Here is a 23,408-nt window from a genome sequence, read left to right as displayed (position 1 = left end):
CGCATGAACATACAACTGCGCGTCGAGAATTTGTGCAAAACCTTTGTGCTGCACAATCAGGGCGGCGCTGAACTGCCGGTTTTGCAAAACGCCTCGCTTGAGGTGGCAGAGGGCGAGGTGGTGGTGCTGCATGGCCGCTCCGGCAGCGGTAAATCGACGCTGCTGCGCGCGCTCTACGGCAACTATCAGGCCAACAGCGGCCATATCTGGCTGCGTCATCATGACGAATGGGTCGATATGGCGAACGCCCCGGCGCGCCAGATCCTGGCGATGCGTCGCGATACCCTCGGCTGGGTCAGCCAGTTTCTGCGCGTGATCCCGCGCGTGCCGACGCTGGAAATTGTGATGCAGCCGCTGCTGGAGCGTGGGGTGGCGCGCGCCTTTTGCGAGAAGCGCGCCAGAGAGCTGCTGACGCGGCTGAACGTACCGCAGCGTCTCTGGTCGCTGGCGCCTTCCACCTTCTCCGGTGGCGAGCAGCAGCGCGTCAATATCGCGCGCGGCTTTATCGCCGACTATCCGGTGCTGCTGCTGGATGAGCCGACCGCCTCGCTGGATAAAGCCAACAGCGCGGCGGTGGTGGAGCTGATTGAACAGGCGCGCGCGCGCGGCGCGGCCATAGTCGGCATTTTTCACGATGAAGCGGTGCGCGAACGGGTGGCGGATCGCCTGCACGTTATGCAACCGATCAACAGCGGAGCGGAAGCATGATCGTCAATAATGTCACTCTGATTCTGGAAAACGAGCTGGTAACCGGATCGCTGGAGATGCGCGACGGCCTGATCGCCAGCTTCAGCGAAACGCCGAGCCGTCAGCCCGGCGCGCTGGACGGTGAGGGCGCGTATCTGCTGCCGGGTCTGGTCGAGCTGCACACCGATAACCTCGATAAATTCTTCTCTCCGCGTCCAAAAGTGGACTGGCCCGCCCACTCAGCGATGAGCAGCCACGACGCGCTGATGGTCGCCAGCGGCATTACCACGGTGCTTGACGCCATCGGCGTCGGCGACGTGCGCGATGGCGGTCATCGCCTCGACAACCTGAGCAAAATGATCGACGCCATCCGCGACAGCAACCGCAAGGGGCTGAACCGCGCCGAACACCGGCTGCATCTGCGCTGCGAGCTGCCGCACCACGCCACGCTCTCGCTGTTCGAGGCGCTGATGAGCACGCCGGAACTGTCGCTGGTGTCGCTGATGGACCACTCACCGGGCCAGCGCCAGTACGCCTCGCTGGAGAAGTACCGCGAATATTACCAGGGCAAGTATGCGCTCAACGACCAGCAGATGGATGCCTTCGAGCATGAGCAGCTGACGCTGGCGGCGCAGTGGTCGCAGCCGAACCGACAGGCGATCGCCGCGCTCTGCCGCGCGCGTAACATCGCTATCGCCAGCCACGACGATGCCACCGAGGCACACGTCGAGGAGTCGCACGGCGTCGGCAGCGCTATCGCCGAGTTTCCTACCACGCTGGAAGCGGCACGCGCCTCACGCGCGAAGGGAATGCAGATCCTGATGGGCGCGCCCAACATCGTGCGCGGCGGCTCCCACTCCGGCAACGTCGCCGCCTGGGCGCTGGCGGCGGAAGGGCTGCTCGATATTCTCTCCTCCGACTACTATCCGGCGGCGCTGCTGGACGCGGCATTCCGCCTCGCCACCGACGAGCGCAACGCGCTGGCGCTACCGCAGGCGGTGGCGCTGGTGACGCGCAATCCGGCACGGGCGCTCGGCCTTGAGGATCGCGGCGTCATTGCCGAAGGCCGACGCGCCGATCTGGTACTGGCGCATACTGACCACGGCCACCCGCACATTCGTCATGTCTGGACGCAGGGCAGGCAGGTCTACTAATGGCGCGCCTGATCTGGCTTATCGGGCCGTCAGGCTCGGGCAAAGACAGCCTGCTTAACGCGCTGCGCGAAGCGCCGCCGCCGAACATGCTGATCGCCCATCGCTATATTACGCGCGCGGCCGATGCGGGCGGCGAGAACCATATCGCCCTGACCGAGAGCGAGTTCGCGCGCCGCGCGGCGCAGGGGCTGTTCGCCCTGCGCTGGACGGCGCACGGCCTGCACTACGGACTTGGGCTCGAGCTGGATCTCTGGCTGGATCGCGGGCATGACGTGCTGGTCAACGGCTCGCGTCAGCATCTGCCGCAGGCGCAGGCACGCTACGGCGTACGGCTGCTGCCGCTCTGCCTGACGGTATCGCCGGAGGTGCTGGCGGCGCGTCTGCGTCAGCGCGGGCGGGAGAGCGAGACGGAGATTGCGCGTCGGCTGGATCGCGCCGCGCAGCTGCCGCCGCCGGGCTGCCGCCTGCTGAATAATAATGGCGCGCTGTCGCAGACCCTGCTGCAGCTGCGCCAGCTGCTGGAGCCGCTACCATGAAGCTGACCTTTCTCGGCACCGGCGGGGTGACCGCCGCGCCGCTTTTCGGCTGCGGCTGCGCCGCCTGCCTGCGGGCGCGCAATGACGTTAAACGGCGGCGTGCGCCCTGCAGCGCGCTGATCGAGGCGGGCAGCGAGCGCATCCTGCTGGACGCGGGTCTGCCGCTGCTGGCGGAGCGCTTCGCCCCCGGCGAGCTGTCGCGCATTCTGTTAACGCACTACCACATGGACCACGTGCAGGGGCTGTTTGCGCTGCGCTGGGGGCTGGGCGAGACGATCCCCGTCTGGGGGCCGCCGGACGAAAAGGGCTGCGACGATCTTTTTAAGCATCCTGGCCTGCTCGATTTTCGGCCGTCGCTGACGCCCTTTGTGCCGCATCTCTTCGGCGCGCTGCAGGTCACGCCGCTGCCGCTACAGCACTCGAAGCTGACGCACGGCTACCTGTTCGACTGGCACGGTGCGCGGCTCGCCTGGCTGTGCGACACCTGCGGTTTGCCGCCCGACACCGACGATTTTCTTTCGGGCCAGCGCATTGATGAGCTGGTGATCGACTGCAACGATCCGCCAGCGACCACCGCGCGCAACCATAACGATCTGACGCGCGCGCTGGCGATTATCGATCGGCTCGCGCCGCGTCGCGCCTGGCTGAATCATCTTTCACACCATATGGATAACTGGTTATCAAACAACAGGTTGCCTGAGTCTGTCCAGGTTGCCGCTGACGGTTTAACCCTGTCACTGGGCGCGGGCGACCCTGTCACCGTTTGATCACCTGACTGTCATCAGAGAGTCATCGCGTCGGGCCGTAATAGGCGTCAACTTACGACTTGTCAACGAATACGGAGTGAATCATGGCACAGGCACTGTTAAGAACAGTGGTGGACAACAGCAGCACGCCGCTTCGCCAGACTGGGCAGAAAGTATTGTCGGTGCAGGGCCTGGGCAAGAGCTGGGGCGAGAACCGCGTGCTGGACAATGTCAGTTTTGATCTGCATGCGGGAGAAATGGTCGCCGTAATCGGCCGCTCAGGCGCAGGCAAATCGACGCTGTTGCATATGCTTAACGGCACGATAGACGCCTCTGAAGGTGCGGTATACAGCCTGCGCGACGGCGAAGCCGAGCGTAACCTGCTGACGCTCAACAGCCGCCAGCTGCGCCAGTGGCGCAGCGAGTGTGGCATGATTTTTCAGGACTTCTGCCTGGTGCCGCGCCTCGACGTGCTGACCAATGTGCTGCTGGGCCGCCTGAGCCAGACCTCGACGCTGAAATCCTTTTTTAAAGTCTTCTCGGACAGCGACCGCGCCCACGCCATCGAACTGCTGCAGTGGATGAATATGCTGCCGCAGGCGCTGCAGCGCGCCGAGAACCTGTCGGGCGGACAGATGCAGCGCGTGGCGATCTGCCGCGCCCTGATGCAGAACCCGAAGATTCTGCTGGCCGATGAGCCGGTGGCGTCGCTCGATCCAAAAAATACCACCCGCATCATGGATGTTCTGCGCCAGGTCAGCGAGCAGGGCATCAGCGTGATGGTGAACCTGCACTCGGTTGAACTGGTGAAAAGCTACTGTACGCGCGTAATCGGCATTCAGCGCGGCAGGGTGCTGTTCGACGGCCATCCGGCGCACCTCACCGACAGCCTGTTGCAACAGCTGTACGGCGATGAAATTAATCAGCTTCACTAACTCCCACGGCAAGAGAAAAACCTCGAATGAAACTGACTTTATTAGCGTTACTGACCGGCGTAATGACCTTTGGCGTGAACGCAGCGGATGCGCCGAAAGAGCTGAATCTGGGCATTCTCGGCGGCCAGAACGCCACCCAGCAGATTGGCGATAACCAGTGCGTGAAGGACTTTTTTGATAAAGAGCTTAAGGTAGACACTAAGCTGCGTAACTCCTCTGACTATGCGGGCGTTATCCAGGGTCTGCTGGGTGGAAAAATCGATATGGTGCTGAGCATGTCGCCCGCCTCTTACGCCTCTGTCTATCTGCAGGATCCGAAAGCCGTGGATATCGTCGGCATTCTGGTTGACGACAAAGATGGCTCGAAAGGCTACCACTCGGTGGTGATCGTTAAAAACGACAGCCCTTATAAGAAGCTGGAAGATCTGAAGGGCAAATCGTTCGGTATGGCCGACCCCGATTCCACCTCTGGCTTCCTGATGCCGAACCAGGCCTTTAAAAAGGAGTTTGGCGGCAGCGTGGATGACAAGTACAACGGCTTCTTCTCCAGCGTGACGTTTTCCGGCGGCCACGAGCAGGATATCCTCGGCGTGCTGAACAACCAGTTTGACGGCGCGGTCACATGGACTTCGCTGGTAGGTGACTACAACAGCGGCTACAGCTCCGGCGCCTTTGGCCGTCTGATCCGCATGGATCACCCCGATCTGATGAAGCAGATCCGCATTATCTGGCAGTCGCCGCTTATCCCGAACGGCCCGCTGCTGGTAAGCAACAAACTCCCGGCCGATTTCAAACAGAAAGTGGTCGATACCATCCAGAAGCTGGATAAAGAGCAGCACGCCTGCTTTGTGAAGGCAGTCGGCGGCGCTCAGCATATCGGCCCGGCAAAGGTCGCCGACTACCAGAATATTATCGATATGAAGCGCGATCTGGCGAAAGGCCAGCGCGGCTAAGGTTGACCGGGCATCTCTCTTCTGCGGAAAGAGATGCCCGAAGCCGACGCGGGTGACAGAGAGACAGGTTACTTGTGGGTTAAGCGTCTCTGCGTTTTATCACTTCATGCAGGAATCTCTTTTGACTGACTTCGAACGCTACTACCAACGCATCCGTCGCCAGCAGAAACGCGACACGCTTATCTGGTCGCTGGTGCTGGTCACGCTCTACCTCGTTGCGGGCAGGATGTCGGAATTCAGCCTGACGACGCTCTGGGCGTCGATGCCGCACTTCTTCGACTACCTGTGGGAAACGCTGCCGGTACTGCACTTTTCCACGCTGTTCGACAGCGTGAAAACGGAAGGATCGCTCGCTTACTGGGGCTACCGCCTCCATTTCCAGCTGCCGCTTATCTGGGAGACGCTGCAGCTGGCGCTGGCCTCCACCATCGTGGCGGTCGGCATTGCCGCGGTGCTGGCGTTCTTCGCCGCCGACAATACCAAAACGCCGGCGGGGCTGCGCTTCGCCATTCGCGCCTCTGTCGCTTTTCTGCGCACCATGCCAGAACTCGCCTGGGCGGTGATGTTTGTTATGGCGTTCGGCATCGGCGCTATCCCTGGTTTTCTCGCGCTGGCGCTGCATACCATCGGCAGCCTGACCAAACTCTTCTACGAGGCGATCGAAAGCGCCTCCGATAAGCCGGTGCGCGGACTGGCCGCCTGCGGCGCCAGCAAGCTGCAGCGTATGCGCTTTGCCTTCTGGCCGCAGGTTAAGCCACTCTTTCTCTCCTACAGCTTTATGCGTCTGGAGATTAACTTTCGCTCTTCGACCATTCTGGGGCTGGTAGGGGCGGGCGGCATCGGCCAGGAGCTGATGACCAATATCAAACTCGATCGTTACGATCAGGTCAGCATCACGCTGCTGCTGATCATTGTGGTGGTATCGCTGCTGGATACTTTTTCCGGCCAGCTGCGCCGCCGCGTGGTGGAGGGATCGTCATGATTACGCTGGCACCGGATATCGGCAAACTGAAGCAGGAACACCCGGCGCTGTTCGCCGCGCAGAGGCGCTATCTGCGTCGTATCGCGCTTATGGCCATCGCGGCGCTGCTTTATTATATTTTCTTCTTTGAATTTTACGGCATTGAGTGGAGCCGCGCCGTGATGGGCGCGCAGCAGCTGGGCCGTTATTTTCTGCGCATGTTCGTCTGGCAGGATTTTCTCAACTGGCCGTTCGGCTACTACTTTTCGCAAATCGGCATTACCCTGGCGATTGTGTTTGCCGGAACCATTACCGCGTCGATTATCGCGCTGCCGCTCTCGTTTTTTGCCGCGCGCAATGTGATGCACGACCGCGCGATGCGTCCGATCGCCTGGGCGGTGCGTCGCCTGCTCGATCTGCTGCGCGGCGTCGATATGGCGATATGGGGGCTGATTTTCGTTCGCGCCGTCGGCATGGGGCCGCTGGCGGGCGTGCTGGCGATTGTGATGCAGGATGTGGGGCTGCTGGGCAAGCTCTACTCGGAAGGGCACGAGGCGGTAGAGCGTTCGCCGAGCCGTGGCCTGAGGGCGGTGGGCGCCAACAGCCTGCAAAAACATCGCTTCGGTATTTTCACCCAGTCATTCCCCCAGTTTCTTGCGCTCAGCCTTTATCAGATCGAATCCAATACCCGCTCGGCGGCCGTGCTGGGGTTTGTCGGCGCGGGCGGCGTCGGGCTGGTCTACGCCGAAAATATGCGTCTGTGGAACTGGGATGTGGTGATGTTCCTGACCATCATCCTCGTGGCGGTGGTCATGATCATGGATGCACTCTCCAGCCAGCTGCGTAAGCGCTATATCAGCGGGAAACCGGTGCCGCTCTGGCAGCCTGCCGGGCGCGACTGAGCCGCTCGCTGCGTTGCCAGGCGCGCGTCAGCGCCTGCGCCAGCTGCCCGCTCTGCCAGGGTTTCGCCAGCCGCTCGCACAGCGGCAGCGCGACCGGCTGCAGGCGCAGATCCTGACCGCTGATCAGCAGCGTTGCCAGCTGCGGCCACAGCTGCTGCGCCTGGCGGATCACCTCGGCGCCGTTCAGCGCGCCGGGCAGCATCAGGTCGCTGATCAACAGATCGATATCGGGTGTCTGGCGCAGCAGCGCCAGCGCCTCTTCGCCGCTGTCGCACTCCAGCGTCACGTAGCCAAGCTGATGCAGATGCTCGCAGAGCGTCTGGCGTACCGCCGGTTCGTCATCCAGCACCAGCACCAGCTTATCGCGCGGCGGCGGTGGTGTGACGGGCCTTACCGGCATTAATGCCGCCGCGCTTTCGGGCGCGCGCGGCAGCAGCAGACGTACGGTGGTTCCCTGGCCGGGAGCGGTGTCAATCTCTATCTGGCCGCCTGACTGGCGCACAAAACCATACACCATCGACAGGCCCAGCCCGCTGCCGCTGCCGGTCTCTTTCGTGGTGAAAAAAGGTTCGAATACCTGTTCCCGCACCTCTGCCGTCATGCCGCAGCCCTGGTCAGTCACCTCAATTACCACACGCTCACCTTTCTCCCGCTGTTGATTACAGATGCGCAGGCGGATTTCGCCGCTCCTCTGCTGCATGGCATCACGTGCATTCACCACCAGATTCATCAGCGCATTCTCCAGCTGGCTGGCGTCAATCCAGGCGAGCCAGCCGGGCTGCTGCGCCTCAATAACCAGACGCTGGGCGGGCAGCAGCGAGTGCTGCAGCAGGCTTTGCAGCTCATCCACCAGCTGCACCACCGAGACGGCGCGCGGATGCAGAGCCTGCTTGCGGGAAAAGGCCAGCAGACGCTGAGTGAGCAGCGCGGCGCGATCCGCCGCCTGGCGGGCGCGTTCGACGCGGCTTGCCACACTTCCCGGCGGCAGCTGGCCCTGGGTCAGCGCCAGGCTGCCGATAATGACCGCCAGCAGGTTATTGAAGTCGTGCGCGATGCCGCCAGTAAGCTGGCCAACCGCTTTCATTTTCTGGCTGTGCACCAGCGCCTCTTCCAGCGCTTTGCGTGTGGTGCGCTCCAGCACCGTGTTGACAATGCCGCGATGCGGTACCGGGCTGAAGCGCAGCTCCAGCGTGCGGCCATCCGCCAGCCGCACCTCCTGCGGCTCGCCCGGATGCGGCAGATCCACGCCCGCACGCTGCAACAGCTGGCGATAGTGCAGGCCGCGACGCAGCGCATGGTCGGGCAGCCCCAGCAGCTGCGGATACTGAGCGTTCCATACCACCAGCTGGCCGTCGTTGTCGAACAGCGCAAAGCCGTCGCGCATGGCGAGAAAAGTAGACTCGAGCTGGCTGCTTTTCTCCTTCAGCAGGCGCGAGGTATGCGCCAGCGACGCGGTATTGCGCGCGAAAACGTTGAAGGCGCGCGCCAGATCGCCCAGCTCGTCGCGCCGCTGCAGGCCGGGCACGGAGACGTGTTTTTCCCCCTGCGCCAGGCGGGTCATCGCCTCTGCAATGGCGGTCAGGCTGGAACCAAGGTTGCGGTAGATATAGACCCCGGCATAGCCGGTGATCGCCAGCGCCAGCAGGGCGAACAGCGCGATAAACAGGATCACCGAGTTAAGTTCGCGGTGGGTCTCCGCGCTGCGCATTTCGCTCTGCTGCGCCACCTGCTGCACGCAGGCGGTAATATCGTCGTTCAGCGCTGCCACCAGCGCCTTGATGCGGTAGGTTGAGTAAGCGATAGCCAGATCGTTCTCGGCGAGCCGGTCCGCCAGCGGGCGCAGCGACTGCTGGGTCGCAATCAGACGCGCGATTTTTTCATCCAGCACCGCATCGCCGGAGGCGGGCTGCCACGCCGTCATCACCTGCTGCAGCTGATCGACTACCGCTCCAGGCGAGGGGGTGCGAATCGCCACCGCGAGCAGGCGTTCAGTCTGCTCACGCAGCGACGCCGCTGGCCCGCGCTGCACCCGGGCGGCGAGCTGATCGATATGGTCCAGCAGCAGCTGCGACTGCCACAGGCCGCTGAGCAGGGCATTGCGTTGCAGGTGGCGCTGATGGCCGTTGATTAGCAGCTGTGTGATGGTCTGCTCCAGCATCAGGCTGCGCGCGCGGATGCGCGCTACCCGCGCGGGCTGACGCGTCGCGAGCGGCGCCGAGGCGAGCAGCGTCAGCGAATGCTGCAGCGCCTGCTGGTTCTGCTGCAGCCGCTGTGATTCGCTCTGATACTCCAGCGCGCCTACCACCTGTGACAAGCGTACCGCCGCCGTGGCGACGCTGGCGGTATCACGCGCCAGCGCCAGGCTGGCGCTCATATCGTTCAGGGTTTGCGCCTGCGCCTGCTCCTGAATACGTCCGGCATGGCGGAAGCCGAGTATCGCGACCACGCTCACCATCAGCGTGACGCACACCACCAGCAGATTAAACAACAGCAGGCGGCCACGCGCGCCCGCCTGCCAGGGATGTTCATGCCGCATATCGCGCCTCCGCGTCCGCCGTGACTGAGGCGAGTATAGGACGCGCCCTGACGCCGTTTATGACAAATATGAACGGCCGCTGACATTTTCCATTTATCTGGCGTTGCTTTACTCAGCCGTAACCACGGTTATCTGGAGCGGCCCATGACAGCCACACCGATTCTGCAGATGCGCGAAATCACGCGGCGCTTCGGCCAGTTTTATGCGCTGAAGGGCGTGGATCTCACTGTTTATGCCGGTGAAATTCACGCGCTGATGGGCGAAAACGGCGCGGGCAAGAGCACGCTGATGAAGATCCTGGCGGGCGCCTACAGCGCCACCAGCGGCGAGATCCTGATCGACGGCCGACCCTACGCCCTTAAGGGGCCAAAGGAGGCGCTGGCGGCAGGCATCACGCTGATTTATCAGGAGATCAACCTCGCGCCTAACCTGACGGTAGCGGAGAACATTTTTCTCGGCAGCGAAATCACACGCGGCGGGCTCATCCGCCGACGCCAGATGGCCGAAGAGGCGCAGCAGGTTATCGACCGGCTCGGCGCGCAGTTTAAAGCCACCGACCGCGTCAGCCGACTCAGCATCGCTGAACAGCAGCAGGTGGAGATCGCCCGCGCGCTCTACCGCAACAGCCGCATTCTGGTGATGGACGAACCCACTGCCGCGCTAAGCAACCGTGAAACCGAGCAGCTTTTCGCGCTGATTAAGCGCCTGCGCGCGGAAGGCATGGCAATCATCTATATCAGCCACCGGATGGCGGAGGTCTATGAGCTTTCCGATCGCGTCAGCGTGCTGCGCGACGGACAGTATGTCGGCAGCCTGACTCGCGACAGCCTCAACGCCAGCGAACTGGTGCGCATGATGGTCGGCCGTCCGCTGAGCGACCTCTTTAATAAAGATCACACCATTCCCTTCGGCGAGATTCGGCTGGCGGTCAACCATCTGACCGATGGCGGCAAGGTGCGACCGAGCAGTCTGGCGGTACGCGCCGGCGAGATCGTCGGACTGGCCGGACTGGTGGGCGCCGGGCGCAGCGAACTGGCGCAGCTTATCTTCGGCGTGCATAAACCCAGCGGCGGCGAGATCTGGATTGACGGGCAGGAGGTAAAGATCCATTCGCCGCGCGACGCCATTGCTCGCGGCATCGGTTTTCTCACCGAAAACCGCAAAGAGCAGGGACTGTTTCTGGAGATGGCGGCGCAGGAGAACATTGTGATGGCGACGCTCGAGCGCGACGCCAGCTACGGACTGCTTAACCGGCGCAAAGGAGAGCAGATCGCCAGCGACGCCATCGCCACGCTCAATATCCGCGTGCCGCACGCGCAGGTGAGGGCGGGCGGCCTGTCTGGCGGCAATCAGCAGAAGCTGCTGATTTCGCGCTGGGTGTCGATCGGACCGCGCATCCTGATCCTGGATGAGCCGACGCGCGGCGTTGATGTCGGCGCCAAAAGCGAGATCTACCGCATGATGAATCAGATGGCACAGCAGGGCGTGGCGATTCTGATGATCTCCAGCGAGCTGCCGGAAGTGGTCGGCATGAGCGATCGCGTTTACGTGATGCGCGAAGGCGCCATCGCGGGCGAGCTGGACAGAGAGCATATCAGCCAGGAAAACATTATGACGCTGGCCACCGGGGCGCACACGGCGTCGCCGATAGAAATATAAGGAGAACAGAGCGATGACAGAAACCACGCGTGCGAAAGCGCCCACCGTTAAACGGGCGCTGATGGGCGACCTGCTGCAAACCGTCGGCATCCTGCCGATCCTCGTGCTGATTGTGGTGGTGTTCGGCTTTGTCGCGCCGAACTTTTTCACCGAGGCCAATCTGCTCAATATTACCCGTCAGGCCTCAATTAATATTGTGCTGGCGGCCGGTATGACCTTTGTGATCTTAACCGGCGGGATCGATCTCTCGGTTGGCTCGATGCTCGGCACCACGGCGGTAGTGGCGATGGTGGCTTCGCTCGATCCGATGCTCGCCAGCATGACGATTCCGATGGCGCTGGGCGCGGGTCTGGTGATGGGACTGTTCAACGGCATTCTGGTCGCCTGGGCCGGGCTGCCGCCTTTTATCGTCACCCTCGGCACCTATACGGCGCTGCGCGGCGCCGCCTATCTGCTGGCGAACGGCACCACGGTGATCAACTCCGATATCAGCTTTGAATGGATAGGCAACGGCTATCTCGGGCCGGTGCCCTGGCTGATCGTTATCGCCTTCGCCGTGATTGCTCTCTGCTGGTTTATTCTGCGCCGCACCACGCTGGGTGTTCATATCTACGCGGTCGGCGGCAATATGCAGGCGGCGCGGCTGACCGGCATTAAGGTCAGCGCGGTGCTGGTGTTTGTCTACGCCATGAGCGGGCTGCTTTCCGGGCTAGGCGGGCTGATGTCTGCGTCGCGTCTCTATAGCGCTAACGGCAACCTTGGCGTCGGCTATGAGCTGGACGCCATCGCTGCGGTGATCCTCGGCGGTACCAGCTTCGTCGGCGGCATCGGCACCATTACCGGCACGCTGGTCGGCGCGCTGATTATCGCCACGCTGAATAATGGCATGACGCTAATGGGCGTCTCCTATTTCTGGCAGCTGGTGATCAAGGGCGCGGTGATTATTATCGCGGTGATGATCGACAAATACCGCACCCGGCACCACGTTTCATAAGCGCTTTTTTACCCTCCGCCATTCAGCCGTTGGCGATTCTAATAACAGCAGGAGAAGGTCTATGCGTTTTAATCCGATCGTAACCGGGCTGCTGGCGGCAACGCTGTTCAGCGCCTCTGTCGCCCAGGCGAAAGATCTCAAATCCATCGGCGTCACCGTTGGCGATCTCGCTAACCCGTTTTTCGTGCAGATCACCAAAGGCGCGGAGCTGAAAGCGCGGCAGCTGGCGGGCGACAAAGTCAACGTAACGCTGGTTTCCAGCGGCTACGATCTGGGCCAGCAGGTGGCGCAGATCGATAACTTTATCGCGGCGAAAGTCGACATGATCATCCTCAACGCCGCCGACTCTAAAGGCATCGCGCCTGCGGTGAAACGCGCCCGCGACGCCGGGATCGTGGTGGTGGCGGTCGACGTTGCGGCCGACGGCGCCAATGCCACCATCACTTCGGACAACACCCAGGCGGGAGAGATGGCCTGTAAGTATATTTCCGACCGTCTGAAAGCGAAGGGCAACGTGCTGATCATCAACGGGCCGCCGGTTTCCGCCGTGCAGAACCGCGTTGAGGGTTGCATGACCGAGCTGAAGCGTCACCCCGATATCAAACTGCTCTCGTGGAACCAGAATGCCAAAGGGAGCCGCGAAGGGGGACTTGAGGTGATGACCGGCCTGCTGTCGGCCAATCCGAAGGTGGATGCGGTGTTCGCTATTAACGATCCTACGGCGATCGGCGCCGATCTGGCGGCGAAACAGGCGCAGCGCAATGAATTCTTTATTGTCGGCGTCGATGGATCGCCCGATGGGGAAGAAGCGCTGAAGCGTAAGAATTCGCTGTTCGTCGCTACCCCGGCACAGGATCCGCAGGTGATGGCGGCGAAAGCAGTGGAGATCGGCTACGACATTCTGCAGGGTAAACCGGCGCCCGATAAGCCGGTATTGATCCCGGTTACCCTGATCGATCGCAACAACGTCGGCAGCTACAAGGGCTGGACGGTAAAATAGCGCCAGACGACGCGGTTCCGGCTGTTTGCCTGGTCAGGCGCTCAGCCGGACCGCTTCCGGACGCGCGACATCGGCGGAAAAAACATAGCCGAGGCCGCGAATGGTGCGGATCAGGCTGGGCTGATGCGGGTTAGTTTCGATTTTGCGCCGCAGACGCATAATCAGCACGTCGATGGTGCGATCAAACACGTCAAGACTTTCACCGTGCGTCAGCTCCAGCAGCTGATCGCGCGTCAGCACCTTGCGCGCGTGACGCACCAGTGCGCGCAGCAGCGCATACTCGCCCTGCGTCAGCGGAACTGACTCGCGCTGCGGGTTAAGCAGCTGACAGCGCGACTCATCAAGCTGCCAGCCGTTAAAACGCCAGCCGCACTCCGCCGTTTCTGGCGGTGCGAGACGACCGCCGCGCCGCAGCGCCGCGCGTGCTCTGGCCACCACCACACGCGGGTTAAAGGGCTTGGCGATATAGTCATCCGCGCCCATCTCCAGCCCTACCACCATTTCCGCTTCAGAACCCATGCCGGTCAGCATAATAACCAGCAGATCCGGACGCTGACGCTGCAGCTGCTGCAGCACCAGCAGGCCATTTGTATCTGGCAGCATCATATCCAGCATCACCAGCGCGATATCGTTATGCTGCGCCAGCAACGCTGACGCATCCCGACCGTAATGGCAGCAGTAAACGCTAATCTGTTGTTCATTCAGCACATCCTGCAGCAGTTCGCAGACGGCTTTATCATCATCGACAACCAGAATGGCGGGCTTCATGCAGCTCGACCTCAAGGTTATAAAAAGGTTAACAAGAGTGTACACGGCGCGTTTTGCGCCGCGCTGACAAGCGATGGAAACGTGAGCGATATCGCCATTGAGTTTGCTGAAGCGTGCGTTAGCGCAGAATTTTTCGGCAGCCTGAAGGCGGCGATGAAAACGATTGCGTAGCAGCGGGGCAATGCACCATAATCGCGCCTTCTTTTGGTTCAGATTTCTCTTAGAAAATGCCAGGCCTGGCAAGGTAAACGATTGCGTTTGCAGCTGGCATAGCGATTGCTATGACTTCAGGCCTTATGGAGATTCAGGGCGTGACGACAGCAGCCGTCAGCATGCAGCGGCGCGTCGTGCGGTATCACAAAAATCAGCATGTAACCCACACTGGCAAGTGAGAACGCGCATTCGTGCCGTCTCCGCTCTTGAGAGATGATGATGTTAGAAAAACTGTTCAAGCTAAAAGCGCATAACACGACGGTTCGCACCGACGTGATCGCCGGGATCACCACCTTCCTGGCGATGGCTTATATCCTGTTTGTTAACCCCAGCATTCTGGGTGCCACCGGGATGGATAAAGGGGCGGTTTTCGTCGCCACCTGTCTGGCGGCGGCAATCGGCTCGGTACTGATGGGCCTGATCGCCAACTACCCGATCGCGCTGGCGCCGGGCATGGGGCTGAACGCCTTCTTTACTTATACCGTCGTGCTGCATATGGGTTACACCTGGCAGATCGCGCTGGGCGCGGTATTTTTGTCGGCGGTGATCTTCTTCGCGCTGTCGATTTTCAAAATCCGCGAGTGGATTATCGCCAGCATTCCGCTGCCGCTGCGCGCCGGGATTGCGGCGGGCATCGGGCTGTTCCTCGCGCTTATCGCGCTGGAAGGCGCGGGTATCGTGGTAGATAACCCGGCGACCCTGGTCGGGCTGGGCGATCTGACGAAGCCGGGTCCGCTGCTGGCGCTGCTTGGCTTTATCGTGATCGTGGTGCTGGAGGCGCGTCGCGTTACCGGTGCGGTGCTGATCGGCATTCTGCTGATTACCTTTATTTCAATGGGGATCGGTCTGTCGCCTTTCGCCGGCGTCTTCTCCGCGCCGCCCTCGATCGCGCCGACCTTTATGCAGCTGGATATCGCTGGGGCGTTTAACGTCGGCCTGGTCAGCGTGATTTTCGCCTTTCTGTTTGTCGACGTGTTCGATAATACCGGTACGCTGCTGGGCGTGACCAAACGCGCTGGTCTGGCGGACGAGCAGGGCAATATCCCGAAAATGGGACGTGCGCTGGTAGCTGACAGCGCCGCAGCGCTGTTTGGTTCGCTGCTTGGCACCTCGACCACGACCAGTTACGTGGAGTCCGCGGCTGGCGTGAGCGCGGGCGGACGCACCGGCTTAACGGCGGTAGTGGTCGCCATTCTGTTCCTGCTGGCGCTTTTCTTCTCGCCGCTGGCAGGCAGCGTGCCGGTCTATGCGACGGCACCCGCGTTGCTGTTTGTGGCGGTGCTGATGGCGTCCGGCCTGGCGGAGATCGACTGGAAAGACGTCACGACGGCAGCGCCGGTGACCGTAACCGCGCTGACGATGCCGCTGACCTACTCTATCGCTAACGGCATCGCCTTCGGCTTTATCACATGGACGGTGATAAAAGTGCTGAGCGGCCGTTTCAAAGAGGTGAACGCGGCGCTGGTGATCCTCTCTTTGCTGTTCGTTATCAAGCTGGGCTGGCTCAGCGCCTGATTGCACTAGCCGCGCCTGCGACACGCTGGCGCGGTAACGCTCCTTCCTCTTTTAATGCGCGGATAGCGGCTTGTGCCCGCCGCGCATTTTCTTCTGCTCCATTGATACCGATTTGCGTAGTGGCTTCCAGAGCGCGCCAGAAAGGGTGTTAATTATCCTGACGCAGAGCTACCCTGCCAGCGCTGAATCAAGGCGCTTATCGCTCGCTATTTTTGACTGAATTAGCGGAACAGGGAATGTTTACTGGTCGGCGATCTGGTTAAATACCCAACAGCAAGGGGAAGCGCCAGCGGCATATCCGGAAGAGATCACAAGGAGAGGAGAGAACATCATGGAATTCCCGTTAAGCCCGCTTTCGCACACCTTTCCCCGGCCTCTTATCCCTCTTCGACAGCCAGGAGGACACCCTATGGAGCGATTAACCCAACGCGTCGAGCGGCTTGAACTGGATACACACCAGATAAAAACCGACCTGGCGGTATTGACCGAACGCTCGCAGAATTTCGCCACCAGAACGGATGTGGAAGGTTTGCGTGCCGAACAGCTTAAGCTGCGCTGTGAAATGCACGACGGCTTCGCCCAGACAACCGCCCACTTTGCCCGTATTGATGAGAAGTTTGTGCGAATCGATGAAAGGTTTGGCCGAATCGATGAAAGGTTTGAGCGAATCGATGAAAGGTTCGAGCGAATCGATGAAAGGTTTGACCGAATCGATGAAAGGTTTGACCGAATGGATGACAAGTTCGAACGAATGGATGAGAAGTTTGAACGGATTGATATGAAGTTTGAACGCGTGGACGAAAAGTTCGATCGTCTCAACGATCGAATTACCTGGACACTGATGGTGCCAGCCACATTAGCCGTGCTCGGCTGGCTGGCGAAAGAAGTTCTGGTAAAGATGTCATAACAGGGTTAAACAGCACGGGGCATTCCCCCGTGCTTTATTTGTTTTTAGCGGAACGGCGGCTCGTTAAAGGTTCGCAGTTTACGTGAGTGCAGCTTATCTCCTTCGGCGCGCAGCAGCTCTACCGCGCAAATACCGATCTGCAAATGCTCTGAAATCGCCCCTTCATAAAAACGGTTCGCCTGGCCCGGCAGTTTAATTTCGCCGTGCAGCGGCTTGTCCGATACGCAGAGTAGCGTGCCGTAAGGTACACGGAAACGATAGCCCTGTGCGGCAATGGTGGCGCTCTCCATATCCACCGCCACTGCGCGGCTCAGGTTAAAGCGCAGCGCCGAAGCGGAGTAACGTAACTCCCAGTTGCGATCGTCCGTGGTGACGACGGTGCCGGTACGCAGGCGCTGCTTGACCTCTTCTCCTGGCATATTGCTTACTGCTTTGGTGGCGTCATAGAGCGCGCGCTGAACTTCCGCAATGCTCGGAACGGGAATATCGGGCGGCAGGACGCTGTCGAGCACATGGTCGTCGCGCAGATAGGCGTGCGCCAGCACATAATCGCCAATGCTCTGACTTTCACGCAGACCGCCGCAATGGCCGATCATCAGCCAGGCATGCGGCCGCATTACGGCCAGGTGATCGCAGATGGTTTTAGCATTTGACGGGCCGACGCCGATATTAACCAGCGTAATGCCGCGTCGGTTAGGAGAGGTGAGATGCCAGGCTGGCATCTGGTGTTTTTTCCACGCCAGATCCAGCATCGCCGCGTCGCTGTCCGCCGTATCGGCAGTGATAATCGCGCCGCCTGCGCAGGCCAGACTGTCATAGTCGCTGGCGGGATCGCGCACCTGCTCCGTAGCCCAGCGCACAAACTCATCCACATAGCGCGTGTAGTTAGTAAACAGCACAAAAGGCTGGAAATGCTCGACCGAGGTGCCGGTGTAGTGGCGCAGGCGCGCCAGCGAGAAGTCGGTGCGTAATGCGTCGAAGTGCGAGAGGGGGAAAATAGCGTCCGGGTTAAACAGGCCGTCGGCGGTTTCATCGCCAATCTGCGACAGCTCGGTGGTGGGAAAATGGCGGGCGATGCTGGCGCTCATGGTGCGATCCAGCGACAGATCGGAGCCATCAATCACGTAAGGATAGGGGATCTCCTGGCTGGATGGACCGACCTGGATCTCCACCTCATACTCTTTTTCCAGCATCGCCAGCTGTTCGCTGAGATAGTGGCGCAGCAGCGCCGGACGCGTGATGGTGGTGCTGTAGCTGCCCGTATGGGTAAAGCGGCCCCAGGCTCGCGTGCGGTTTTGCTGCGGACCTTCACCGCGCCAGGTGATGCGCAGTTCAGGATAGACAAACAGTCCCTGGCGACGCGCTTCCTTCTCGGGCAGCGTACCCTGTTCCGTATAGGTTTTTATCGCAGCGCGCAGCGCGTTCACCGCACCCTCATACAGACGCTCCAGTTCATCCAGCGCCTGCTGGCGGGTAAGGCCGTTCCGTTGTGTAGGCATAAGCTCTCCTGATAATAAGCGATCTTTCCCCACAGCTTAGCGGGTTTACCGCCGCCGCAAAGCAAGAATCTGTGATCGAACGCATTATGCACCAACAGGGTGCTGGCGTGTTGCCAATCCCCGCCTACGTTTAATGAATCAGAAGGTGACGTCGTGCGCTGTCGCTGGCGTTGCCACCTTCCTTTTGGCAAAACCTCGCTATCGGTTTTTCTGGCGAGATTCTTGCTTGCAACAGATAGCGGCTCTTATCGCCGCGCATAGCTTCCTGAACCTGATAAACACCTTCACCACTCCTGCATCGTGGTCTGGCAAACGCAAACTAACTGTGTTGAGGATAGACAGCATGTCTCAGAAACTGATCAAGTTGTCATTAAACGTCGTGATTGCAGGCTGTTTCAGCGCTGCGCTCAGTGCGCAGGCAGATATAAAAATCGGCGTCGCCGGGCCGTTCTCTGGCCCCAACGCCACCTACGGCGCGCAGTACTGGAAAGGGGCGTCGCAGGCGGCGGAAGATATTAACGCGGCGGGGGGCGTTAACGGCGAGAAGATCGTGCTGGTGCAGGGCGACGACGCCTGCGAACCCAAACAGGCGGTCGCCGTAGCGAACCGCCTTGTCGATCAGGATAAAGTAATGGCGGTCGTCGGCCATTTTTGCTCTTCCAGCACCATGCCCGCATCGGAGGTCTATGACGACGCGGGTGTCCTGTCAATCACCCCAGGCTCCACCAACCCGCAAATTACCGAACGCGGCATGAAAACCCTGTTCCGCATGTGCGGACGCGATGATCAGCAGGGAGCCATCGCCGCCAACTTTATGATCGATAAGCTGAAGGCGAAAAAGGTCGCGGTAATCCACGATAAAGATACCTACGGTCAGGGGCTGGCGGACGCCACCAAAGCGGCGCTGGAGAAGCGCGGCGTAAAAGAGGTGATGTATGAAGGCCTGTCGCGCGGCGAGAAAGATTTTAATGCCCTGGTAACGAAGATCGCCCAGGCGAATCCCGATGTCGTCTATTTCGGCGGCTGCCATCCGGAAGCGGGCCCGCTGGTGCGCCAGATGCGCGAGCAGGGCGTAAAAGCTAACTTCTTCTCCGGCGACTGCATCGTTACAGAAGAACTGGTTACCGCTGCGGGCGGGCCGCAGTATACCAACGGCATCTATATGACCTTTGGCAATGACCCACGTCAGATCCCCGACGGTAAAGCGGTGATTGATAAATTCCGCAAAGGCGGTTTCGAACCGGAAGGCTATACCCTCTACGCCTACGCCTCTATTCAGGCGCTGGCCGCCGCCTACCAGGGTGCCGGAAAAGATAATGCGAAGGCCAGCGAATGGCTGAAATCACACGATGTTCCCACCGTGATGGGTAAAAAAGCCTGGGACGGCAAGGGCGATTTAAAAGTGTCCGATTACGTCATCTATCAGTGGGACGATAAAGGCAAATACCACCAGCTGTAAGCCTGAGCCCGCCCTGCATGTCGCAGGGCGTTTCCTGTCCGGGTCGCCCGGTTGCGCGGCCCGCTTTGCGCAGAGACTTCGTTATGGACGCCTTCTTACTTCAGCAACTGATTAACGGGCTGACGCTGGGCGCAGTATATGGCCTGATCGCGATCGGCTACACCATGGTGTACGGCATTATCGGCATGATTAATTTCGCGCACGGCGAGGTTTATATGATCTCCGCCTACCTCTGCGCTATCGGCCTGGCGCTGCTTTCGTTTTTCGGCGTGCACTCTTTCCCGCTGCTGATTTTCGGTACCTTGCTGTTCACCGTTGTGGTGACGGCGGTATACGGCTGGACCATTGAGCGCATCGCCTATCGGCCGCTGCGCCACTCGACGCGGCTGGCGCCGCTGATCTCCGCCATCGGCATGTCGCTAATTTTACAGAACTATGTCCAGCTGAGCCAGGGACCCAATCAGCAGGGCGTGCCGACGCTGCTTACCGGCGTGCTGCGCGTCGAGTTTGACGGCGGGCTGGTGCAGATCACCTGGACTAAGGTCTTTATCCTCGCTGCCGCCTTCTGCGGCATGGCGCTGCTCACCTGGATTATTCAGTACACGCGCCTTGGCCGTATCTGTCGCGCGGTGCAGCAGGACCGGCGAATGGCGGCGATCCTCGGCATTAATACCGACCGCGTGATATCGCTGGTCTTTGTGATCGGCGCGGCGATGGCCGGACTGGCAGGCGTGCTGGTCACGATGAACTACGGCACTTTCGATTTTTACGCCGGGTTTATCATCGGCATCAAGGCGTTTACCGCTGCGGTGCTGGGCGGTATCGGGTCGCTGCCCGGTGCCATGCTGGGCGGGCTACTGCTCGGCGTGGCGGAAGCGCAGTTCGCCGGGCTGGTAAATTCCGACTACAAAGACGTTTTCTCATTCGCGCTGCTGGTGGTGATCCTTATCTTCCGCCCGCAGGGACTGCTTGGCCGTCCGCTGGTTGCGAAAGTGTGAGGGCGTGATGATGAATAACGCGATAAATGTGCGCCATGCGCTGCGCGATACCCTGCTGGCCGGGCTGGTTGCGCTGGTGGTTTTCGGGCCGATCGTCGGCGTGGTGCTGAAGGGCTATGCCTTTGACCTGGCGCCAGCGCGCGTGGCGCTGCTGGTGGCTGTAGTGATGGCGGGACGGCTGCTGCTCAGCCTCTTTTTGCAAACCGGGCGCGGACGGGCGCTGCTGCGCCGCTTCGAGGGCGCGGACGACGGCGTCTACGTGCGTGAGCCGGGCTACCGCTCGCGGCTGCGCTGGATCCTGCCGCTGCTGCTGGCGGTGGCGTTGCTGTTCCCCTTTCTCGCCAGCAAATATCTGCTGACCGTGGCGATCCTGGGGCTGATCTATGTGCTGCTGGGACTGGGGCTGAATATTGTGGTGGGGCTGGCGGGGCTGCTCGATCTCGGTTACGTGGCGTTTTACGCCATTGGCGCTTATGGGCTGGCGCTCGGCTATCAGTATCTCGGCCTGGGATTCTGGAGCATGCTGCCGCTGGCCGCGCTGCTGGCCGCCTTCGCCGGGGCGCTGCTTGGCTTTCCGGTGCTGCGCATGCACGGCGACTATCTGGCGATTGTTACGCTCGGTTTCGGCGAGATTATCCGGCTGGTGCTGACCAACTGGCTGAGCTTCACCGGCGGACCAAACGGCGTTTCCGTGCCGTCGCCGACCTTTCTCGGGCTGGAGTTCGGCCGACGCGCGCGTGAAGGCGGCGTGCCTTATCATGAGTTCTTCCACCTCGACTACAACCCCAATATGAAGTTTATCTTTCTCTATGTGGTGCTGGTTCTGGTGGTGGCGCTGGTGCTGTTTATCAAACACCGCCTGACGCGCATGCCGGTCGGGCGCGCCTGGGAAGCGCTGCGCGAAGATGAGATCGCCTGCCGCGCGATGGGGTTAAACCATGTGCTGGTAAAACTTTCAGCCTTTATGCTCGGCGCCTCGACGGCAGGCATCGCGGGCGTGTTTTTCGCCAGCTATCAGGGGTTCGTCAATCCCACCTCGTTTACCTTTTTCGAGTCGGCGCTGATCCTCGCCATAGTGGTACTGGGAGGAATGGGATCGACCCTCGGCGTCGTGCTGGCAGCTTTTGTGCTGACGGTCGCGCCGGAGTTGCTGCGCAGTTTCGCCGAATACCGCGTGCTGCTGTTCGGAATGCTGATGGTGGTGATGATGATCTGGCGGCCGCGCGGGCTGGTGCGCACCAGCCGCGTCGGGGTAATGCCGCGTAAAGGAGTCCGCCATGAGTGACGCTATCCTGCAGGTTGACCATCTGATGATGCGCTTCGGCGGCATCAGAGCGCTTAACGACGTCAGCCTGCGCGTACAGCGCGGCTCGGTCACCTCGCTTATCGGCCCCAACGGCGCGGGAAAAACCACGGTGTTTAACTGCCTGACCGGCTTCTACCGCGCCAGCGGCGGACGCATTCTGCTCAATGCGCAGGCGCGCAGCACGGATGTGATTCAAATCCTTGGACAAAAAATCCAGCCGCAGGACTGGCTGCGGCCAGCGCGGCTGGGATCGCGCCTCTGGTACAAAATGTTCGGCGGCGCGCACCTGGTGAATCGCGCTGGCCTGGCGCGCACCTTTCAGAATATCCGGCTGTTCCGCGACATGTCGGTGATTGAGAACCTGCTGGTGGCGCAGCATATGCTGGCGAACCGCAATCTGCTGGCGGGCATTTTCAATACGCGCGGCTATCGCGAGGCGGAGAGCCGCGCGCTCGATCGCGCCTTTTACTGGCTGGAGACGGTGGATCTTGTGCCCGCTGCTAACCGGCTGGCCGGTACGCTCTCCTATGGTCAGCAACGGCGGCTGGAGATTGCGCGCGCCATGTGCACCCAGCCGGAGCTTATCTGCCTTGATGAACCGGCGGCGGGCCTCAATCCCGTGGAAACCGAGACGCTGAGCGCGATTCTGCATCGCCTGCGCGCCGATCACCGTATCAGCGTGTTGCTGATTGAACACGATATGCCGATGGTGATGGCGATTTCCGACCATATCGTGGTGCTCGATCACGGCGACGTTATCGCCCAGGGCGCGCCGCGTCAGATTCAGCAGGACCCGCGCGTTATCGCCGCCTACCTTGGCGCAGAGGAGGAGGATCTTCATGGCTGAGCCTATGCTGAAGTTTGACGCGGTGGATCTCTATTACGGTCCGGTGCAGGCGCTGAAAAAGGTGTCGCTGAGCGTGCAGACCGGGGAAACCGTGGCGCTGATCGGCGCTAACGGCGCGGGAAAATCGACGCTGCTGATGTCGATTTTTGGTCAGCCGCGTATCGCGCAGGGCGAAATCTACTTTCAGGGAGAGCCCATCAGTCAGCGTTCAACGCATTTTATCGCCGCCAGCGGCATCGCTCAGGCGCCGGAAGGCAGGCGAATCTTTGCCGATATGACGGTTGAAGAGAATTTGCAAATGGGCACCATCGCCATCGGCAGCGCGCATCAGAAAGACGATCTGGCGCGGATGTATGTGCTTTTTCCGCGTCTGCTTGAGCGGCGCAAACAGCGGGCGATGACCCTTTCCGGCGGCGAGCAGCAGATGCTGGCGATCGCTCGCGCGCTGATGAGTCGTCCCAGGCTGCTGCTGCTCGACGAGCCGAGCCTCGGGCTGGCGCCGCTTGTGGTGAAGCAGATTTTCGCCATCCTGCGTGAGCTGACGCAGCAGGGCATGACGCTGTTTCTCGTCGAGCAAAACGCCCGTCATGCGCTGGCAATCGCCGATCGCGGCTATGTGATGGCGAACGGCGAGATCCGTCTCAGCGGCAGCGGCCGGGAGCTGCTTGATAATGAAGAGGTGCGCAGCGCCTATCTGGGCGGTACGGCAGCCGCTGCGGTGAAAGGCGATAAAAGATTGTAATAATGATTGAAAAGTCAGGGAAACGCTTTGCATAAATAGTTAAGCGGACCCATCATTATAACTCCTGTCCAATCTGTTCTGATTTGGTTAT

Annotated in this window: 21 protein-coding genes; 18 read left to right on the top strand and 3 right to left on the bottom strand. The window is 60.8% G+C overall.

From position 1 onward, the window contains the following. Positions 1-3 precede the first annotated feature (3 nt). The 8 genes from phnL to phnE (EKL29_RS12995) all read left to right on the top strand — a co-directional run bounded on the left by phnL (position 4) and on the right by phnE (EKL29_RS12995) (position 6,874). Entirely contained in the window at positions 4-708 is a 705-nt protein-coding gene (phnL, locus tag EKL29_RS13030) for a phosphonate C-P lyase system protein PhnL (RefSeq protein WP_120453490.1), read from the top strand. Further along, complete coding sequence (phnM, locus tag EKL29_RS13025) at positions 705-1,841, top strand: alpha-D-ribose 1-methylphosphonate 5-triphosphate diphosphatase (RefSeq protein ID WP_126689893.1); 1,137 nt, start codon at positions 705-707, stop codon at positions 1,839-1,841. The genes phnL and phnM overlap by 4 nt, the downstream gene beginning before the upstream one ends. Further along, the gene (gene phnN / locus EKL29_RS13020; protein WP_120453494.1) at positions 1,841-2,377 is read left to right on the top strand and encodes a ribose 1,5-bisphosphokinase; all 537 of its coding nucleotides are present in this window, start codon (positions 1,841-1,843) and stop codon (positions 2,375-2,377) included. Before phnM ends, phnN begins: the two co-directional genes overlap by 1 nt. After that, a complete protein-coding gene (gene phnP, locus EKL29_RS13015) occupies positions 2,374-3,144 on the top strand; it encodes a phosphonate metabolism protein PhnP (RefSeq protein WP_126689892.1) in 771 nt (256 codons plus the stop codon). Before phnN ends, phnP begins: the two co-directional genes overlap by 4 nt. Before the next feature lie 83 nt (positions 3,145-3,227). Then, positions 3,228-4,058 carry a phosphonate ABC transporter ATP-binding protein gene (gene phnC, locus EKL29_RS13010; protein WP_120453498.1) on the top strand — a complete coding sequence of 277 codons (831 nt, stop codon included), beginning with the start codon at positions 3,228-3,230 and terminating at the stop codon, positions 4,056-4,058. 26 nt (positions 4,059-4,084) lie between these two features. After that, positions 4,085-5,011 (top strand): phosphonate ABC transporter substrate-binding protein, encoded by a 927-nt coding sequence (phnD, locus tag EKL29_RS13005; protein WP_120453500.1) that lies wholly within the window; start codon positions 4,085-4,087, stop codon positions 5,009-5,011. A 121-nt stretch (positions 5,012-5,132) separates the two neighbouring features. Then, the gene (phnE, locus tag EKL29_RS13000; RefSeq protein ID WP_126689891.1) at positions 5,133-5,993 is read left to right on the top strand and encodes a phosphonate ABC transporter, permease protein PhnE; all 861 of its coding nucleotides are present in this window, start codon (positions 5,133-5,135) and stop codon (positions 5,991-5,993) included. Further along, a complete protein-coding gene (gene phnE, locus EKL29_RS12995) occupies positions 5,990-6,874 on the top strand; it encodes a phosphonate ABC transporter, permease protein PhnE (RefSeq protein ID WP_126689890.1) in 885 nt (294 codons plus the stop codon). The genes phnE (EKL29_RS13000) and phnE (EKL29_RS12995) overlap by 4 nt, the downstream gene beginning before the upstream one ends. On the opposite strand, the gene EKL29_RS12990 is transcribed toward phnE (EKL29_RS12995), so the two are convergent. Continuing rightward, positions 6,828-9,410: an ATP-binding protein gene (locus EKL29_RS12990; protein ID WP_126689889.1), complete on the bottom strand. Its 2,583-nt coding sequence runs from the start codon at positions 9,408-9,410 to the stop codon at positions 6,828-6,830. The genes phnE (EKL29_RS12995) and EKL29_RS12990 overlap by 47 nt on opposite strands. A 144-nt stretch (positions 9,411-9,554) precedes the next feature. Between EKL29_RS12990 and EKL29_RS12985 the strand changes: the two genes are divergently transcribed. The 3 genes from EKL29_RS12985 (at position 9,555) to EKL29_RS12975 (ending at position 13,063) form a co-directional block, all read left to right on the top strand. Then, positions 9,555-11,069 (top strand): sugar ABC transporter ATP-binding protein, encoded by a 1,515-nt coding sequence (locus tag EKL29_RS12985; protein ID WP_120453508.1) that lies wholly within the window; start codon positions 9,555-9,557, stop codon positions 11,067-11,069. Positions 11,070-11,082: 13 nt separating this feature from the next. Continuing rightward, positions 11,083-12,063 carry an ABC transporter permease subunit gene (locus EKL29_RS12980; protein WP_120453510.1) on the top strand — a complete coding sequence of 327 codons (981 nt, stop codon included), beginning with the start codon at positions 11,083-11,085 and terminating at the stop codon, positions 12,061-12,063. 61 nt (positions 12,064-12,124) lie between these two features. Continuing rightward, a complete protein-coding gene (locus EKL29_RS12975) occupies positions 12,125-13,063 on the top strand; it encodes an ABC transporter substrate-binding protein (RefSeq protein ID WP_120453512.1) in 939 nt (312 codons plus the stop codon). Positions 13,064-13,096: 33 nt separating this feature from the next. Here the strand turns inward: EKL29_RS12975 and EKL29_RS12970 are convergent, their stop codons facing one another. Further along, positions 13,097-13,831: a response regulator gene (locus EKL29_RS12970; protein WP_126689888.1), complete on the bottom strand. Its 735-nt coding sequence runs from the start codon at positions 13,829-13,831 to the stop codon at positions 13,097-13,099. Between the two features lie 429 nt (positions 13,832-14,260). Between EKL29_RS12970 and EKL29_RS12965 the strand changes: the two genes are divergently transcribed. Continuing rightward, a complete protein-coding gene (locus EKL29_RS12965; RefSeq protein ID WP_311779018.1) occupies positions 14,261-15,559 on the top strand; it encodes an NCS2 family permease in 1,299 nt (432 codons plus the stop codon). A gap of 409 nt (positions 15,560-15,968) precedes the next feature. Beyond that, positions 15,969-16,466: a hypothetical protein gene (locus tag EKL29_RS12960; protein ID WP_126689887.1), complete on the top strand. Its 498-nt coding sequence runs from the start codon at positions 15,969-15,971 to the stop codon at positions 16,464-16,466. A 44-nt stretch (positions 16,467-16,510) separates the two neighbouring features. Here EKL29_RS12960 and EKL29_RS12955 read toward each other — a convergent pair whose 3' ends face one another. Further along, the gene (locus EKL29_RS12955; RefSeq protein WP_120453518.1) at positions 16,511-17,965 is read right to left on the bottom strand and encodes an AMP nucleosidase; all 1,455 of its coding nucleotides are present in this window, start codon (positions 17,963-17,965) and stop codon (positions 16,511-16,513) included. 343 nt (positions 17,966-18,308) lie between these two features. On the opposite strand from EKL29_RS12955, the gene EKL29_RS12950 reads away from it, so the two are divergent. From EKL29_RS12950 to EKL29_RS12930, 5 genes are all read left to right on the top strand, one after another. Then, on the top strand, positions 18,309-19,424 hold the full coding sequence (locus EKL29_RS12950; RefSeq protein ID WP_126689886.1) for a branched-chain amino acid ABC transporter substrate-binding protein: 1,116 nt from the start codon (positions 18,309-18,311) through the stop codon (positions 19,422-19,424). Positions 19,425-19,507: 83 nt separating this feature from the next. Next, on the top strand, positions 19,508-20,422 hold the full coding sequence (locus EKL29_RS12945; RefSeq protein ID WP_120453522.1) for an ABC transporter permease subunit: 915 nt from the start codon (positions 19,508-19,510) through the stop codon (positions 20,420-20,422). A 7-nt stretch (positions 20,423-20,429) separates the two neighbouring features. Then, entirely contained in the window at positions 20,430-21,707 is a 1,278-nt protein-coding gene (gene livM, locus EKL29_RS12940) for a high-affinity branched-chain amino acid ABC transporter permease LivM (protein ID WP_126689973.1), read from the top strand. Continuing rightward, positions 21,700-22,575 carry an ABC transporter ATP-binding protein gene (locus EKL29_RS12935; protein ID WP_120453526.1) on the top strand — a complete coding sequence of 292 codons (876 nt, stop codon included), beginning with the start codon at positions 21,700-21,702 and terminating at the stop codon, positions 22,573-22,575. Before livM ends, EKL29_RS12935 begins: the two co-directional genes overlap by 8 nt. Then, complete coding sequence (locus tag EKL29_RS12930) at positions 22,568-23,317, top strand: ABC transporter ATP-binding protein (RefSeq protein WP_120453528.1); 750 nt, start codon at positions 22,568-22,570, stop codon at positions 23,315-23,317. Before EKL29_RS12935 ends, EKL29_RS12930 begins: the two co-directional genes overlap by 8 nt. The last annotated feature ends 91 nt before the right edge of the window (positions 23,318-23,408 follow it).

Origin of the sequence: Pantoea sp. YU22, from assembly GCF_003970755.1 — a bacterium.
Lineage (GTDB): Bacteria > Pseudomonadota > Gammaproteobacteria > Enterobacterales > Enterobacteriaceae > Pantoea > Pantoea piersonii.
The sequence above is the reverse complement of the archived record's forward strand: the minus strand, read 5'-3'. Positions and strand labels throughout refer to the sequence as shown.